We start from the raw sequence: 13,982 nt of genomic DNA, 5'->3' as shown, positions 1-13,982 counted from the left end.
AGACGATCAGGAGATAGACGTGATCCAGCAGGAGTCGCGACTTCGGGTCGCCGACAACACTGGTGCCAAGGAGATCCTTTGCATCCGTGTTCTCGGTGGTTCGGGTCGCCGCTACGCGGGCATCGGTGACGTCATCGTCGCCACCGTCAAGGACGCGATCCCCGGTGGCAACGTGAAGAAGGGTGACGTCATCAAGGCCGTCATCGTTCGCACCGTCAAGGAGCGCCGCCGTCCGGATGGCTCGTACATCCGTTTCGACGAGAACGCTGCTGTCGTTCTCAAGAACGACGGTGACCCCCGCGGCACCCGTATCTTCGGCCCCGTGGGCCGAGAGCTGCGCGAGAAGAAGTTCATGAAGATCGTCTCGCTCGCGCCGGAGGTGCTGTAACCGATGAAGATCAAGAAGGGCGACCTGGTCCAGGTCATCACCGGTAAGGACAAGGGCAAGCAGGGCAAGGTCATCGTGGCCATGCCCAGCGAGAACCGCGTCCTCGTCGAGGGTGTCAACCGGGTCAAGAAGCACACCAAGGCCGGCCAGACCGCTCGCGGTTCGAAGACCGGCGGCATCGTGACGACCGAGGCCCCGATCCACGTGAGCAACGTTCAGCTCGTCGTGGAGAAGGACGGCAAGAAGGTCGTCACCCGCGTCGGTTACCGCTTCGACGACAACGGCAACAAGATCCGCGTTGCCAAGCGCACCGGTGAGGACATCTGATGACTGCCACCACCAACGCGCCGCGTCTCAAGCTGCGCTACCGCGAAGAGATCATCGGCAAGCTGCGTGAGGAGTTCTCCTACGAGAACATCATGCAGGTTCCCGGCCTCACCAAGATCGTGGTCAACATGGGTGTGGGCGACGCCGCCCGCGACTCCAAGCTGATCGAGGGCGCCATCCGCGACCTCACCACGATCACCGGCCAGAAGCCCGCCGTCACCAAGGCTCGCAAGTCCATCGCGCAGTTCAAGCTGCGTGAGGGCCAGCCGATCGGCGCCCACGTCACCCTCCGTGGTGACCGCATGTGGGAGTTCCTGGACCGCACCCTGTCGCTCGCGCTGCCGCGCATCCGCGACTTCCGTGGTCTGTCCCCGAAGCAGTTCGACGGTCGGGGCAACTACACCTTCGGTCTCACGGAGCAGGTCATGTTCCACGAGATCGACCAGGACAAGATCGACCGCGTCCGGGGTATGGACATCACCGTGGTGACCACGGCGACCAACGACGACGAGGGCCGCGCCCTCCTTCGTCACCTCGGCTTCCCGTTCAAGGAGGCGTAAGCGAGATGGCGAAGAAGTCTCTGATTGCCAAGGCTGCTCGCAAGCCCAAGTTCGGTGTGCGCGCGTACACCCGCTGCCAGCGCTGCGGCCGTCCGCACTCCGTGTACCGCAAGTTCGGCCTCTGCCGCGTGTGCCTTCGTGAGATGGCTCACCGTGGCGAGCTGCCGGGCGTGACCAAGAGCTCCTGGTAATAACCCACTTGGGTTGACCAGGGCTCTCGGTAAGCATCAAGGACGGTGGGGCCCGGCCTTTTGACTCGCGTAGAGTTGAAGGGTTGGGTGCCCGCCGCCCATGACCGTCTTACTACGCCGTAGGTCCCCGCGCCGCACCCGCTCCGACTCAGTTCGGGGAGAGGGATGGCGCACATAGGAAACCCCGGCGAGAGAGGCCGAAGGCCAAACATGACCATGACCGATCCGATCGCAGACATGCTGACCCGTCTGCGGAACGCGAACTCGGCTTACCACGACACCGTGGCCATGCCCCACAGCAAGATCAAGGCGCACATCGCCGAGATCCTGCAGCAGGAGGGCTACATCGCCGGCTGGAAGGTCGAGGACGCCGAGGTTGGCAAGAGCCTCGTCATCGACCTGAAGTTCGGTCCGAACCGCGAGCGCTCCATTGCGGGCATCAAGCGGATCTCGAAGCCGGGCCTGCGTGTCTACGCAAAGTCCACCAACCTGCCGAAGGTCCTCGGCGGCCTGGGCGTGGCGATCATCTCCACGTCCCACGGTCTCCTGACCGGCCAGCAGGCCAGCAAGAAGGGCGTGGGTGGGGAAGTCCTCGCCTACGTCTGGTAACCAGGGAACGGAGGAATAGCCAATGTCGCGTATTGGACGGCTGCCCATCCAGGTTCCCGCTGGTGTGGACGTCACCATCGATGGCCGTACGGTGCACGTGAAGGGCCCCAAGGGTTCCCTCACGCACGCCGTTGCCGCGCCCATCGAGATCGCTAAGGACGAGGACGGCACCCTTGTCGTCTCGCGTCCGAACGACGAGCGTCAGAACAAGGCCCTGCACGGCCTGTCCCGCACGCTGGTGGCGAACATGATCACCGGCGTGACCGCGGGCTACAGCAAGGCTCTCGAGATCAGCGGTGTCGGTTACCGCGTCCAGGCGAAGGGCTCCAACCTGGAGTTCTCCCTGGGCTACAGCCACCCGATCCTGATCGAGGCGCCCGAGGGCATCACCTTCAAGGTCGAGTCGCCCACGAAGCTCAGCGTCGAGGGCATCGACAAGCAGAAGGTCGGCGAGGTCGCGGCGAACATCCGCAAGCTGCGGAAGCCCGACCCGTACAAGGCCAAGGGCGTCAAGTACGCCGGCGAGGTCATCCGCCGCAAGGTCGGAAAGGCTGGTAAGTAAGCCATGGCATACGGTGTGAAGATCGCCAAGGGCGACGCTTACAAGCGTGCCGCCAAGGCCCGCCGCCATGTCCGCATTCGCAAGCACGTGTCGGGTACGGCGGAGCGTCCGCGCCTCGTCGTGACCCGCTCGAACCGCGGTATCACCGCTCAGGTCATCGACGACCTCAAGGGCCACACCCTTGCGTCGGCGTCGACCCTGGACGCTTCGATCCGTGGTGGCGAGGGCGACAAGTCCGCGCAGGCCAAGCAGGTCGGTGCCCTGGTCGCCGAGCGTGCGAAGGCTGCCGGTGTCGAGGCCGTCGTGTTCGACCGTGGTGGCAACAGGTACGCCGGGCGCATTGCCGCTCTGGCTGACGCCGCCCGCGAAGCCGGGCTGAAGTTCTAAGCCCCGGTTCCGGAGCTAGCGGACGTAACAGAGAGAGGTAAATCCAATGGCTGGACCCCAGCGCCGCGGAAGCGGTGCCGGTGGCGGCGAGCGGCGGGACCGGAAGGGTCGCGACGGTGGCGCTGCCGCCGAGAAGACCGCGTACGTTGAGCGCGTAGTCGCGATCAACCGCGTCGCCAAGGTTGTCAAGGGTGGTCGTCGCTTCAGCTTCACCGCGCTCGTCGTGGTGGGTGACGGTGACGGCACCGTGGGTGTCGGTTACGGCAAGGCCAAGGAAGTTCCGGCTGCCATCGCCAAGGGCGTGGAAGAGGCCAAGAAGAACTTCTTCAAGGTCCCCCGTATCCAGGGCACCATCCCGCACCCGATCCAGGGCGAGAAGGCCGCGGGCGTCGTCCTGCTCAAGCCGGCTTCCCCCGGTACCGGTGTTATCGCCGGTGGCCCGGTGCGTGCCGTGCTCGAGTGCGCCGGCGTTCACGACATCCTGTCGAAGTCGCTCGGTTCTTCGAACCCGATCAACATCGTGCACGCCACGGTGACGGCCCTCCAGGGACTCTCCCGTCCCGAGGAGATCGCCGCCCGTCGTGGCCTGCCGCTGGAGGACGTTGCTCCCGCCGCTCTGCTGCGGGCGCGTGCAGGGGCGGGTGCGTAATGGCTCGCCTCAAGGTCACGCAGGTCAAGTCCTACATCGGTAGCAAGCAGAACCACCGCGACACCCTGCGTTCGCTCGGGCTCAAGCGCCTGAACGACGTGGTTGTCAAGGAGGACCGTCCCGAGATCCGCGGCATGGTGCAGACCGTCCGCCACCTCGTGACGGTTGAGGAGGTCGACTGACATGGCGGAGCAGAACCCGCTGAAGGTCCACAACCTCCGTCCTGCCCCGGGCGCCAAGACCGCCAAGACCCGTGTGGGTCGTGGTGAGGCGTCCAAGGGTAAGACCGCAGGTCGTGGTACCAAGGGCACCAAGGCCCGTTACCAGGTTCCGCAGCGCTTCGAGGGCGGGCAGATGCCCCTCCACATGCGCCTGCCGAAGCTCAAGGGCTTCAAGAACCCGTTCCGCACCGAGTTCCAGGTCGTGAACCTGGACAAGCTGGCCGCGCTCTACCCGCAGGGTGGCGAGGTCACGGTGGCCGACCTGGTCGCCAAGGGTGCGGTGCGCAAGAACCAGCTCGTCAAGGTCCTGGGCCAGGGCGAGATCTCCGTGGCGCTGCAGGTTTCGGTTGACGCCGTCTCCGCCTCCGCCAAGGAGAAGATTGCCGCTGCCGGCGGCACCGTCACCGAGCTCGTCTGAGCTCGTTGAACTGACAACCGGGGATGTCCCAAAAGGGGCATCCCCGGTTGGTCGTTCCAAGGGGGGCACGGTCGCCGGTAAGGTGGCGTGCACTGTTAACCTCCGCGCGGCCTGTGTCCGCGCGGATTTTGACTGATAAGTAATCGTCGATCCTCAAGACCGTCACCTCTCGCGTGGCAACGTGAGAGGCGCAGGAGGCACCGTGCTCACCGCGTTCGCCCGGGCGTTCAAGACGCCCGACCTGCGCAAGAAGCTGCTGTTCACGCTGGGCATCATGGTGCTCTTCCGGCTCGGTGCTCATGTGCCGGTGCCGGGCGTCGACTACCGCAATGTCCAGATGTGCATGGACCAGACCAAGAGTGGTCAGGGACTCTTCGGCCTCGTGAACATGTTCAGTGGTGGCGCGCTGCTGCAGATCACGATCTTTGCGCTCGGGATCATGCCGTACATCACGGCGAGCATCATCCTGCAGCTCCTGACCGTCGTCATTCCACGGCTGGAAGCCCTCAAGAAGGAGGGTCAGTCGGGACAGGCAAAGATCACGCAGTACACGCGTTATCTGACCGTGGCTCTTGCGATCCTTCAGGGCACCGGCCTGGTCGCCACGGCCCGCAGCGGTGCCTTGTTCGGGGGCTGCACCGTCGGGAACCAGATCGTTCCCAACCAGTCGATCTTCACCACCGTCGTCATGGTCATCACCATGACCGCCGGTACCGCGCTGATCATGTGGCTCGGTGAGCTCATCACCGACCGCGGCATCGGCAACGGCATGTCGATCCTGATGTTCACCTCCATCGCCGCCGGCTTCCCGACCGCCCTCTGGGCGATCAAGCTGCAGGGCAGCCTGATGGGCGGCTGGCTGGAGTTCTCGCTGGTCATCCTCTGCGGCCTGGCCATGGTCGCGCTCGTGGTCTTCGTCGAGCAGGCCCAGCGCCGGATCCCCGTGCAGTACGCCAAGCGCATGATCGGCCGTCGTTCCTACGGCGGCACGTCCACCTACATCCCGCTCAAGGTGAACCAGGCGGGTGTGATCCCCGTCATCTTCGCTTCGTCGCTGCTCTACATCCCGGCGCTGCTCGTGCAGTTCACCGGGTCGAAGGCGGACTGGGCGGAGTGGATCCAGCGCAATCTGGTCAAGGGTGACCACCCGATCTACATGGTCACCTACTTCCTGCTGATCGTTTTCTTCGCCTTCTTCTACGTCGCCATCTCCTTCAACCCCGAAGAAGTTGCCGACAACATGAAGAAGTATGGTGGGTTCATCCCGGGCATCCGGGCGGGTCGTCCCACCGCGGAGTACCTGAGCTACGTGCTGAACCGCATCACGTGGCCGGGCTCTCTCTACCTGGGCCTGATCGCCCTGGTGCCCACGGTGGCACTGGTCACACTCAACGCGAACCAGAACTTCCCGTTCGGGGGAACCAGCATCCTGATCATCGTGGGTGTCGGTCTGGAGACTGTGAAGCAGATCGAGAGCCAGCTTCAGCAGCGCAACTACGAAGGGTTCCTCCGCTGATGCGAATCGTCCTCGTCGGGCCGCCCGGCGCCGGCAAGGGTACGCAGGCCGCGTACCTCGCCCAGAACCTCGCGATCCCGCACATCTCGACGGGCGACCTCTTCCGGGCGAACATCAGCCAGGGCACGCCCCTGGGGCAGAAGGCCCAGGAGTACATGCGGGCCGGCCAGCTCGTGCCGGACGAGGTCACCATCGGCATGGCCAAGGACCGCATGTCGCAGCCGGACGCCGAGGGCGGCTTCCTGCTCGACGGCTTCCCGCGCAACCTGGCCCAGGCCGAGGCGCTGGACCAGAACCTCAAGGCCGGCGGCCTCAAGCTGGACGCCGTCCTGGACCTGGAGGTCCCGGAGGACGAGGTCGTCAAGCGGATCGCCGGCCGCCGGATGTGCCGCAAGGACAGCAGCCACATCTTCCACGCGATCTACAACCCGCCGAAGACCGAGGGTGTCTGCGACACCTGCGGCGGCGAGCTGTACCAGCGCGAGGACGACAGCGAGGAGACCGTCCGCCGCCGGCTGGAGGTCTACCACAGCGAAACCGAGCCGATCATCGACTACTACAAGGCCCAGGGCCTCGTGGTGACGATCTCGGCCCTCGGCAAGGTCACCGAGGTCACGGAGCGGGCGATGAGCGCGCTCGACCGCGACTGAGCCTTTTGCAGCCAGGACTACGGCCGCGGCGCCCCCCAGGGGCACCGCGGCCGTAGTGTTGTTACCCGAGTCGGACCGCAGTCCCAGAAAGGCACCACCCCATGGTCGAGATCAAGACCGCCGAGCAGATCGCGAAGATGCGCGAGGCGGGGCTGGTCGTCGCCGCCATCCACGCGGCAACCCGGGAGGCGGCCGTGCCGGGTGCCACGACCAAGGACCTGGACGAGGTCGCCCGCAAGGTGATCGCCGAGCACGGCGCCAAGTCGAATTTCCTCGGGTACGGCGGCTTCCCCGCCACCATCTGCACCTCGGTGAACGAGGTCGTCGTCCACGGCATCCCGGACGAGAAGACGGTCCTCAAGGACGGCGACATCATCTCGATCGACGCCGGCGCCATCATCGACGGCTGGCACGGTGACGCGGCCTTCACGGCCTTCGTGGGCACCGGTCACGCTCCGGAGCTGATCGAGCTCTCCCGGGTGACCGAGGAGTCCATGTGGGCCGGCATCGCCGCCGTGAAGAACGGCAACCGCCTGGTGGACATCTCCCGGGCCATCGAGGGCTACATCCGCCGCCAGCCCCGCCCGGCCACCGGCAAGTACGGGATCATCGAGGACTACGGCGGCCACGGCATCGGCTCCGAGATGCACATGGACCCCCACCTGCTGAACTACGTCTCCCGTAAGCGCGGCAAGGGCCCCAAGCTCGTCCCGGGCTTCTGCATCGCCATCGAGCCCATGGTGAGCCTCGGCACGGCCCGTACGCACGTCCTGGAGGACGACTGGACGGTCCTCACGGACGACATGTCCTGGTCCTCCCACTGGGAACACTCCGTCGCCCTGACGGAGGAAGGCCCGCTCGTCCTCACGGCCGTGGACGGCGGCAAGGCGAAGCTGGCGGAATACGGCGTCACGGCGGCCCCCGACCCCCTGGCGTGACCGCCGGTTAAGGATCACTGCGGCCGGGCAGTCACCCCTGGATTAGTCTTTCGGGTTGCCCTGACGTAGACTGACGCGTCGGCTCTCGTGTATCCGCATGCCTCCGTACCGATGGCACGCACATACGAGAGTTGATCAAGGTAGCCGATTCGAAAGGCGAAGCGTGGCCAAGAAGCAAGGTGCCATCGAGATCGAGGGCACCGTGATCGAGTCTCTGCCGAACGCAATGTTCAAGGTGGAGCTCCAGAACGGTCACAAGGTCCTCGCGCACATCAGCGGCAAGATGCGTATGCACTACATCCGCATCCTTCCGGATGACCGGGTCGTCGTGGAGCTCTCTCCGTACGACCTGACGCGTGGCCGGATCGTCTACCGCTACAAGTAGATCTTGTCGCCGCCCCGGTCGTTCGGGGTGACGGCACTGACCCGGAGAACCTCACACCCATGAAGGTCAAGCCGAGCGTCAAGAAGATCTGCGACAAGTGCAAGGTGATCCGCCGTCACGGCCGGGTCATGGTCATCTGCGACAACCTGCGCCACAAGCAGCGCCAGGGCTGACGCAGAAACCTGCACTCCGCAGTTTCTTCGCGCGACGCGAGCAAAAATCGTACATACGCAGAACCCGTCCAGTGATCACTGGCGATACCTCCGGCGGGGGCCGGGGACCCGGAACGTACCTAGTACGGCGGCCGGGATCGGTTCTGTGTCAGACCCCCGAGAACATCTGGAGCCATTGAATGGCACGCGTTTCCGGTGTTGACATCCCGCGTGACAAGCGCGTGGAGGTTGCACTCACCTACGTCTTCGGTATCGGCCGCACCCAGTCGCAGGCGACTCTCGCCGCCACCGGTGTGAACCCGAACACCCGCGTTCGTGACCTTCCCGAAGAGGACCTGGTCAAGATCCGCGAGTACGTGGACGCCAACCTCAAGACCGAGGGTGACCTCCGTCGCGAGATCCAGGCCGACATCCGCCGCAAGGTCGAGATCGGCTGCTACCAGGGTCTGCGTCACCGTCGTGGCCTGCCGGTCCACGGTCAGCGCACCAGCACGAACGCTCGTACCCGCAAGGGCCCGCGTCGCGCCATCGCCGGCAAGAAGAAGCCGGGCAAGAAGTAGTCCACAGCGGACGCTGCGGTGCTCCGGGGGGTAACCCCTTAAGACGCCCGCAATCCAGCGGTCTTCGCTGTAGGACCGACCACCTCCCTCCATCAGGAGTAAGACATGCCCCCCAAGGGTCGTCAGGGCGCTGCCAAGAAGGTGCGCCGCAAGGAAAAGAAGAACGTCGCTCACGGCCACGCGCACATCAAGAGCACGTTCAACAACACGATCGTGTCCATCACGGACCCGACCGGCAACGTGATCTCCTGGGCCTCCGCCGGCCACGTCGGCTTCAAGGGCTCGCGCAAGTCCACGCCGTTCGCCGCGCAGATGGCTGCCGAGTCGGCCGCCCGCCGCGCGCAGGAGCACGGCATGCGCAAGGTCGACGTGTTCGTCAAGGGCCCGGGTTCCGGTCGTGAGACCGCCATCCGTTCGCTCCAGGCGACCGGTCTCGAGGTCGGCTCCATCCAGGACGTCACCCCGACCCCGCACAACGGCTGCCGTCCGCCCAAGCGTCGCCGCGTCTGATCCACGGGGTCTCCGACCCCTTGGTGTGACCGCCGCTTGATACGGCACACGGGCGGTACGGCTCCTCGGGGCCGTATCGCCCGTACCCTTGTAGTACTCAGGACATCAAATAGTGGGTGTCCATGACTGAAGGATTCATCGCATGCTGATCGCTCAGCGTCCCTCGCTGACCGAAGAGGTCGTCGACGAGTTCCGCTCGCGGTTCGTGATCGAGCCGCTCGAGCCGGGCTTCGGCTACACCCTCGGCAACTCCCTGCGTCGTACGCTCCTCTCCTCGATCCCGGGTGCGGCGGTCACGTCCATCCGCATCGACGGTGTCCTGCACGAGTTCACCACCGTGCCGGGCGTCAAGGAGGACGTCACCGACCTCATCCTGAACATCAAGCAGCTGGTCGTCTCCTCGGAGCACGACGAGCCGGTCGTGATGTACCTGCGCAAGCAGGGCCCGGGTCTGGTCACCGCCGCCGACATCGCCCCGCCGGCCGGCGTCGAGGTGCACAACCCCGACCTGGTCCTGGCGACCCTGAACGCCAAGGGCAAGCTGGAGATGGAGCTGACCGTCGAGCGCGGTCGCGGCTACGTCTCCGCCGTCCAGAACAAGCAGGTGGGCCAGGAGATCGGCCGTATCCCGGTCGACTCCATCTACTCGCCGGTTCTCAAGGTCACCTACAAGGTCGAGGCGACCCGTGTCGAGCAGCGCACCGACTTCGACAAGCTGATCGTCGACGTCGAGACCAAGCAGGCCATGCGCCCGCGCGACGCCATGGCGTCCGCCGGTAAGACCCTGGTCGAGCTGTTCGGTCTGGCCCGCGAGCTCAACATCGACGCCGAGGGCATCGACATGGGCCCGTCCCCGACGGACGCCGCCCTGGCCGCCGACCTGGCGCTGCCGATCGAGGAGCTCGAGCTCACCGTTCGGTCGTACAACTGCCTCAAGCGCGAGGGCATCCACTCCGTGGGTGAGCTCGTCGCCCGCTCCGAGGCCGACCTGCTCGACATCCGCAACTTCGGTGCGAAGTCGATCGACGAGGTCAAGGCGAAGCTGGCCGGCATGGGCCTGGCCCTCAAGGACAGCCCGCCCGGATTCGACCCGACCGCTGCGGCCGACGCGTTCGGCGCGGACGACGACGCGGACGCCGGGTTCGTCGAGACCGAGCAGTACTGATCGGTTTTGGCTGCAGGCCGGCTTCGGCTGGTCGCGCAGTTCCCCGCGCCCCTTCGGGGCGCGGGTCTCCGACGGGCAACCGCCCGCTCGGATACTGACTCCGGTACCTGATACGGCCGGGGCAGACACCTAGGAGAAACACCATGCCGCGTCCCACCAAGGGTGCCCGTCTGGGCGGCGGTGCCGCGCACGAGAAGCTGATGCTGGCGAACCTCGCCAAGTCGCTCTTCGAGCACGGCCGCATCACGACGACCGAGGCCAAGGCCCGCCGCCTGCGTCCGGTCGCCGAGCGCCTGATCACCAAGGCGAAGAAGGGCGACATCCACAACCGTCGCCAGGTGCTGCAGACGATCACGGACAAGGGCATCGTGCACGTGCTCTTCACCGAGATCGCTCCGCGCTTCGCCGAGCGTCCGGGTGGCTACACCCGTATCACCAAGATCGGTAACCGCCGTGGCGACAACGCGCCCATGGCCGTGATCGAGCTGGTCGAGGGCGAGATCGCCAAGAAGGCGACCGTTGCCGAGGCCGAGGCCGCCACCAAGCGTGCGGTCAAGGAGTCCGAGGCTGCTGCCGAGGCTCCGGCCGAGGAGTCGAAGGACGCCTGACGACGCTGATGCGTGTCAGTGACGGGCCCGCCCCTTCCGGGGGCGGGCCCGTCCCGCATTTCTGTGAGAGGAACTCTCGGTGAGTGACGAGGTGGCACCCGGTTTCGTGCGGGTGCGGCTGGACCTGTCGTACGACGGCAAGGACTTCTCCGGCTGGGCCAAGCAGCGTTCGGGCCTGCGCACCGTGCAGGGCGAAATCGAGTCCGCCCTCCGTACGGTGACGCGGTCGTCCGAGACCTACGAGCTGACGGTCGCCGGCCGTACCGACTCCGGGGTGCACGCCCGGGGCCAGGTCGCGCACGTCGACCTGCCGGCCGAGGTGTGGGCCGAGCACGAGGAGAAGCTGCTGCGGCGGCTCGCCGGCCGGCTGTCCCATGACGTACGGGTGTGGCGGGTCGCCGAGGCGCCGGCCGGTTTCAACGCGCGCTTCTCCGCGATCTGGCGGCGCTACGCCTACCGGGTGACGGACCATCACGGCGGTGTCGACCCGCTGCTGCGGGGTCATGTGCTGTGGCACGACTGGCCGTTGGACGTGGCGGCCATGAACGAGGCGTCGCAGGCGCTGCTCGGCGAGCACGACTTCGCCGCGTACTGCAAGCGGCGCGAGGGCGCGACGACCATCCGGACGTTGCAGCAGCTGAGTTGGGAGCGGGACGCTTCCGGCGTCATCACGGCGACCGTGCGGGCGGACGCGTTCTGCCACAACATGGTGCGGTCGCTGGTGGGCGCGCTGCTGTTCGTCGGTGACGGGCACCGGCCGGTGGACTGGCCGGGCAAGGTGCTGGCGGCGCGGGTGCGGGATTCCGCCGTGCATGTGGTGCGGCCGCACGGGCTGACGCTGGAAGAGGTCGGCTATCCGGCCGACTCCGAGCTGGCGGCGCGGAACCTTGCGGCGCGCAACAAGCGGACGCTGCCCGGCGCGGGTTGCTGCTGACGACACACGGGGAAACGCAGTGGGGCCCGGCGAAAGCCGGGCCCCACTCGCGTATCGAGGGTCAGACGGAGCAGCTCAGCGCCAGGTCGCTGTTGACCGTGAAGTACGGCTTGATGCCGTCGATCTTCGGGTACAGGTCCGTCTTGTTGCGGTCGACGATGTCGCCGATGAGGCGGGCGACCTTGACCGGCTCGCCGTCCGGGGTCAGGCGCAGGGCCAGGTCCCAGACGGTGTTCTCTTCGCCGGTGCCGCGGGCGTGCCGCAGGTCGGCGTAGGGAACGGTCACGCGGAAGGTCGTGCTGTCGACGGCGGTGACCTCGGCGGTCACCCGGTCGGCGGTGTCCGCGCGCGGGGTCGCGACGAGGACCGGCTGGGCGCCGTCGGTGAACTCGGCGCCGTGCAGGGTGCCTTCGACGGTGAGGGCGGTCTCGTCCTGGTGGAGGGCGCGGGCCTCGGCGTGGACGGGGCGGTTCCAGGCGCGCAGGGCGAGGAAGCCGTCGACCGTCGGGTAGGGCACCCACCAGGTGAAGGGGGAGCCGGGCAGGGCCTCCAGCTCGACGAGGCCGCGGCCTTCGGCGAAGCGGGAGACGACGCGGCGGCGGGCGTTGTCGTCGCCGCGGACGACGTGGAGGTCCCAGCGGCCCTCGCCGAGGCGGAGCTGCTTGCGGTCGAGGACCGCGGTGTAGGGGGCCTGGGGGCCGGCCGGTGCCTTGAGGGGCACGCTGACGGGCTTGCCCTCCTTGCGGCGGGTGACCGTGAGGGAGAGCTTCTCGCCGGAGAGGCCCTTGCGGTCGACGAAGACGTGGATGTTGCCGTCGGCGTCCACGCGGCAGGAGGCGGTGCAGCGCAGCGGCTTGCGGACGATCTCCTTGAGCGCGGCCTTCACCGGCGGGGTGGAGGGCTTGGCGACGCCGCGGCGCAGCGGGCGCAGCAGCTTGCCGGCGGTGCGCCGCAGCATCTTGGAGAGCGGGACGGGCGCGGGCTTGCGCTCGGCCGTTCCGGAGCCGCTGCCCGCGGGGGCGGCGGCCGGGGCGGAGCCGTCGCGGGCGCCGCCGAGGCTCTCGATGAGCTCCTCGTAGCGGCGGGCGATGGCGTCCGGGTGGTAGCGCTCGGCGGAGACCAGGGCGTTCTTGCCCATGGTGTGCCGCAGCTCGTCGTCCTCGATGAGCTTCAGGAGGCCCTTGGCGATGGCGTCGCTGTCGAGGTTGGTGACGAGGAGGCCGTCGTGGCCGTCCTTGATGATCTCGCCGGGGCCGTGCGGGCAGTCGGTGGCGACGACGGGGACGCCGCAGTTCATGGCCTCCACGATCGTCATGCCGAAGGACTCCTCGCGGGAGGTCACGGCGGCGATGGAGCCCTTGGCCCACTCGGTCTCGATGGGGGAGTGGGCGCCCATGAGGGTGATGTGCCCGGCGAGGCCGAGCTGGTCGATCTGCTCGCGGAGCTTGGCCTGCTGGGGGCCGCGGCCGTAGATGCGCAGCTTCCAGTCGGGCCGGGCGGCGGCGACGGTGGCCCAGGCCTTGACGAGGAGGTCGTAGCGCTTGACGGGGATGAGGCGGCCGGCGGCGACGACGAGCTTGGCGTTGCCGTCGGAGGGCTCGACCTCGGAGGCGGGGACGCCGTTGGGCAGCGCGATGAGCTTGGTCTTGATGCCGGGGAAGTGCTCGCGGTGGGTCGCGGCGTCGGCGTCGGAGACGGCGGTGTGCGCGTCGAGGTGGGGGATCGCCAGGTCCTGGGCGGCGCGGATGTTCGGCTCGTGGGTGCCGTAGATCCGGTGTTCCTGGCCGATCCGCAGATAGCGGTCCTGGCCGAACTCGGCCAGGTACATGACCAGGCCGGGGCGGGTGGCGATGACGACGTCGGCGTCGGTGCGGGCGAGGTGCTCGGCGACGCGCTTGTCGGTCAGGGCGCTGAAGTGGGCGCCCTTGGCCTCGACGGGCGGGACGTGGGCGCTGTCCTGCTCCAGCAGGGGGTTGTCCCGGTCGGCTCCGGTCTCGGCACGGGTGTCGATCAGGTGGACCAGCTTCACCTTGCGGTGCAGGGGGAGCTTGGGCGTGCCGCCCGTCCTGTGGATCGACACGATCTCCACGTCGTGCCGGGCGGCGAGCGCGCCGGCGACGTTGAAGGTGGAGCGGATCGTGCCGCCGATGCCGTAGGCGTTCTGCAAAAGGAAAGAGATCTTCATGGCGGTGTGTGCGCGGCGCGAGCGGGCGGCGCGTCCGTCCTTCCCC

At 67.1% G+C, this 13,982-nt stretch carries 21 protein-coding genes; 20 read left to right on the top strand and 1 reads right to left on the bottom strand.

Annotated features, from left to right (window positions below; all coding sequences use genetic code 11):
- The first annotated feature begins 19 nt into the window (after positions 1-19).
- From rplN to truA, 20 genes are all read left to right on the top strand, one after another.
- Positions 20-388 (top strand): 50S ribosomal protein L14, encoded by a 369-nt coding sequence (gene rplN, locus PS271_RS11865; RefSeq protein ID WP_030368406.1) that lies wholly within the window; start codon positions 20-22, stop codon positions 386-388.
- A 3-nt stretch (positions 389-391) separates the two neighbouring features.
- The gene (gene rplX / locus PS271_RS11860; protein ID WP_120756562.1) at positions 392-715 is read left to right on the top strand and encodes a 50S ribosomal protein L24; all 324 of its coding nucleotides are present in this window, start codon (positions 392-394) and stop codon (positions 713-715) included.
- Entirely contained in the window at positions 715-1,275 is a 561-nt protein-coding gene (rplE, locus tag PS271_RS11855) for a 50S ribosomal protein L5 (RefSeq protein WP_087927569.1), read from the top strand. Before rplX ends, rplE begins: the two co-directional genes overlap by 1 nt.
- A gap of 5 nt (positions 1,276-1,280) precedes the next feature.
- Positions 1,281-1,466: a type Z 30S ribosomal protein S14 gene (locus PS271_RS11850; protein ID WP_030368403.1), complete on the top strand. Its 186-nt coding sequence runs from the start codon at positions 1,281-1,283 to the stop codon at positions 1,464-1,466.
- Positions 1,467-1,676: 210 nt separating this feature from the next.
- The gene (gene rpsH, locus PS271_RS11845) at positions 1,677-2,075 is read left to right on the top strand and encodes a 30S ribosomal protein S8 (protein WP_030368402.1); all 399 of its coding nucleotides are present in this window, start codon (positions 1,677-1,679) and stop codon (positions 2,073-2,075) included.
- Positions 2,076-2,097: 22 nt separating this feature from the next.
- Positions 2,098-2,637 (top strand): 50S ribosomal protein L6, encoded by a 540-nt coding sequence (gene rplF, locus PS271_RS11840; RefSeq protein WP_398381909.1) that lies wholly within the window; start codon positions 2,098-2,100, stop codon positions 2,635-2,637.
- Positions 2,638-2,640: 3 nt separating this feature from the next.
- Complete coding sequence (gene rplR / locus PS271_RS11835) at positions 2,641-3,024, top strand: 50S ribosomal protein L18 (protein ID WP_398381908.1); 384 nt, start codon at positions 2,641-2,643, stop codon at positions 3,022-3,024.
- 46 nt (positions 3,025-3,070) lie between these two features.
- Positions 3,071-3,673 (top strand): 30S ribosomal protein S5, encoded by a 603-nt coding sequence (gene rpsE, locus PS271_RS11830; protein WP_030368399.1) that lies wholly within the window; start codon positions 3,071-3,073, stop codon positions 3,671-3,673.
- Positions 3,673-3,855, top strand: a complete 183-nt coding sequence (gene rpmD / locus PS271_RS11825; RefSeq protein WP_087927574.1) for a 50S ribosomal protein L30 — start codon at positions 3,673-3,675, stop codon at positions 3,853-3,855. Before rpsE ends, rpmD begins: the two co-directional genes overlap by 1 nt.
- 1 nt (position 3,856) lies before the next feature.
- Positions 3,857-4,312, top strand: coding sequence for a 50S ribosomal protein L15 (gene rplO, locus PS271_RS11820; RefSeq protein ID WP_190021806.1), 456 nt, complete (start codon positions 3,857-3,859; stop codon positions 4,310-4,312).
- Between the two features lie 202 nt (positions 4,313-4,514).
- Positions 4,515-5,828: a preprotein translocase subunit SecY gene (gene secY, locus PS271_RS11815; protein ID WP_120756564.1), complete on the top strand. Its 1,314-nt coding sequence runs from the start codon at positions 4,515-4,517 to the stop codon at positions 5,826-5,828.
- Positions 5,828-6,478 (top strand): adenylate kinase, encoded by a 651-nt coding sequence (locus PS271_RS11810; protein ID WP_398381907.1) that lies wholly within the window; start codon positions 5,828-5,830, stop codon positions 6,476-6,478. Before secY ends, PS271_RS11810 begins: the two co-directional genes overlap by 1 nt.
- Before the next feature lie 101 nt (positions 6,479-6,579).
- Complete coding sequence (gene map / locus PS271_RS11805; RefSeq protein ID WP_398381906.1) at positions 6,580-7,416, top strand: type I methionyl aminopeptidase; 837 nt, start codon at positions 6,580-6,582, stop codon at positions 7,414-7,416.
- Positions 7,417-7,579: 163 nt separating this feature from the next.
- Positions 7,580-7,801 carry a translation initiation factor IF-1 gene (gene infA / locus PS271_RS11800; protein WP_003956442.1) on the top strand — a complete coding sequence of 74 codons (222 nt, stop codon included), beginning with the start codon at positions 7,580-7,582 and terminating at the stop codon, positions 7,799-7,801.
- Positions 7,802-7,860: 59 nt separating this feature from the next.
- Positions 7,861-7,974, top strand: coding sequence for a 50S ribosomal protein L36 (gene rpmJ, locus PS271_RS11795; protein WP_003956441.1), 114 nt, complete (start codon positions 7,861-7,863; stop codon positions 7,972-7,974).
- A 179-nt stretch (positions 7,975-8,153) separates the two neighbouring features.
- The gene (gene rpsM, locus PS271_RS11790) at positions 8,154-8,534 is read left to right on the top strand and encodes a 30S ribosomal protein S13 (RefSeq protein ID WP_030368393.1); all 381 of its coding nucleotides are present in this window, start codon (positions 8,154-8,156) and stop codon (positions 8,532-8,534) included.
- Positions 8,535-8,639: 105 nt separating this feature from the next.
- The gene (rpsK, locus tag PS271_RS11785) at positions 8,640-9,044 is read left to right on the top strand and encodes a 30S ribosomal protein S11 (RefSeq protein WP_003948617.1); all 405 of its coding nucleotides are present in this window, start codon (positions 8,640-8,642) and stop codon (positions 9,042-9,044) included.
- Positions 9,045-9,186: 142 nt separating this feature from the next.
- Entirely contained in the window at positions 9,187-10,209 is a 1,023-nt protein-coding gene (locus PS271_RS11780; protein ID WP_004946635.1) for a DNA-directed RNA polymerase subunit alpha, read from the top strand.
- 143 nt (positions 10,210-10,352) lie between these two features.
- The gene (rplQ, locus tag PS271_RS11775) at positions 10,353-10,817 is read left to right on the top strand and encodes a 50S ribosomal protein L17 (RefSeq protein ID WP_030368392.1); all 465 of its coding nucleotides are present in this window, start codon (positions 10,353-10,355) and stop codon (positions 10,815-10,817) included.
- A 79-nt stretch (positions 10,818-10,896) separates the two neighbouring features.
- Complete coding sequence (gene truA, locus PS271_RS11770) at positions 10,897-11,751, top strand: tRNA pseudouridine(38-40) synthase TruA (protein ID WP_398381905.1); 855 nt, start codon at positions 10,897-10,899, stop codon at positions 11,749-11,751.
- Between the two features lie 61 nt (positions 11,752-11,812).
- On the opposite strand, the gene PS271_RS11765 is transcribed toward truA, so the two are convergent.
- Complete coding sequence (locus PS271_RS11765) at positions 11,813-13,936, bottom strand: glycosyltransferase family 4 protein (protein ID WP_398381904.1); 2,124 nt, start codon at positions 13,934-13,936, stop codon at positions 11,813-11,815.
- Positions 13,937-13,982 lie beyond the last annotated feature (46 nt).

The organism is Streptomyces sp. SCA2-17 (assembly GCF_044336695.1).
The sequence above is the reverse complement of the archived record's forward strand: the minus strand, read 5'-3'. Positions and strand labels throughout refer to the sequence as shown.

Bases quoted from the DNA above. Each gene is read 5' to 3' on its own strand.
- rplX (WP_120756562.1), top strand. From the start codon at position 392: ATGAAGATCAAGAAGGGCGACCTGGTCCAGGTCATCACCGGTAAGGAC.
- rplE (WP_087927569.1), top strand. From the start codon at position 715: ATGACTGCCACCACCAACGCGCCGCGTCTCAAGCTGCGCTACCGCGAA.
- PS271_RS11850 (WP_030368403.1), top strand. From the start codon at position 1,281: ATGGCGAAGAAGTCTCTGATTGCCAAGGCTGCTCGCAAGCCCAAGTTC.
- rpsH (WP_030368402.1), top strand. From the start codon at position 1,677: ATGACCATGACCGATCCGATCGCAGACATGCTGACCCGTCTGCGGAAC.
- rplF (WP_398381909.1), top strand. From the start codon at position 2,098: ATGTCGCGTATTGGACGGCTGCCCATCCAGGTTCCCGCTGGTGTGGAC.
- rplR (WP_398381908.1), top strand. From the start codon at position 2,641: ATGGCATACGGTGTGAAGATCGCCAAGGGCGACGCTTACAAGCGTGCC.
- rpsE (WP_030368399.1), top strand. From the start codon at position 3,071: ATGGCTGGACCCCAGCGCCGCGGAAGCGGTGCCGGTGGCGGCGAGCGG.
- rpmD (WP_087927574.1), top strand. From the start codon at position 3,673: ATGGCTCGCCTCAAGGTCACGCAGGTCAAGTCCTACATCGGTAGCAAG.
- rplO (WP_190021806.1), top strand. From the start codon at position 3,857: ATGGCGGAGCAGAACCCGCTGAAGGTCCACAACCTCCGTCCTGCCCCG.
- PS271_RS11810 (WP_398381907.1), top strand. From the start codon at position 5,828: ATGCGAATCGTCCTCGTCGGGCCGCCCGGCGCCGGCAAGGGTACGCAG.
- map (WP_398381906.1), top strand. From the start codon at position 6,580: ATGGTCGAGATCAAGACCGCCGAGCAGATCGCGAAGATGCGCGAGGCG.
- rpmJ (WP_003956441.1), top strand. From the start codon at position 7,861: ATGAAGGTCAAGCCGAGCGTCAAGAAGATCTGCGACAAGTGCAAGGTG.
- rpsM (WP_030368393.1), top strand. From the start codon at position 8,154: ATGGCACGCGTTTCCGGTGTTGACATCCCGCGTGACAAGCGCGTGGAG.
- rpsK (WP_003948617.1), top strand. From the start codon at position 8,640: ATGCCCCCCAAGGGTCGTCAGGGCGCTGCCAAGAAGGTGCGCCGCAAG.
- PS271_RS11780 (WP_004946635.1), top strand. From the start codon at position 9,187: ATGCTGATCGCTCAGCGTCCCTCGCTGACCGAAGAGGTCGTCGACGAG.
- rplQ (WP_030368392.1), top strand. From the start codon at position 10,353: ATGCCGCGTCCCACCAAGGGTGCCCGTCTGGGCGGCGGTGCCGCGCAC.
- PS271_RS11765 (WP_398381904.1), bottom strand. From the start codon at position 13,936: ATGAAGATCTCTTTCCTTTTGCAGAACGCCTACGGCATCGGCGGCACG.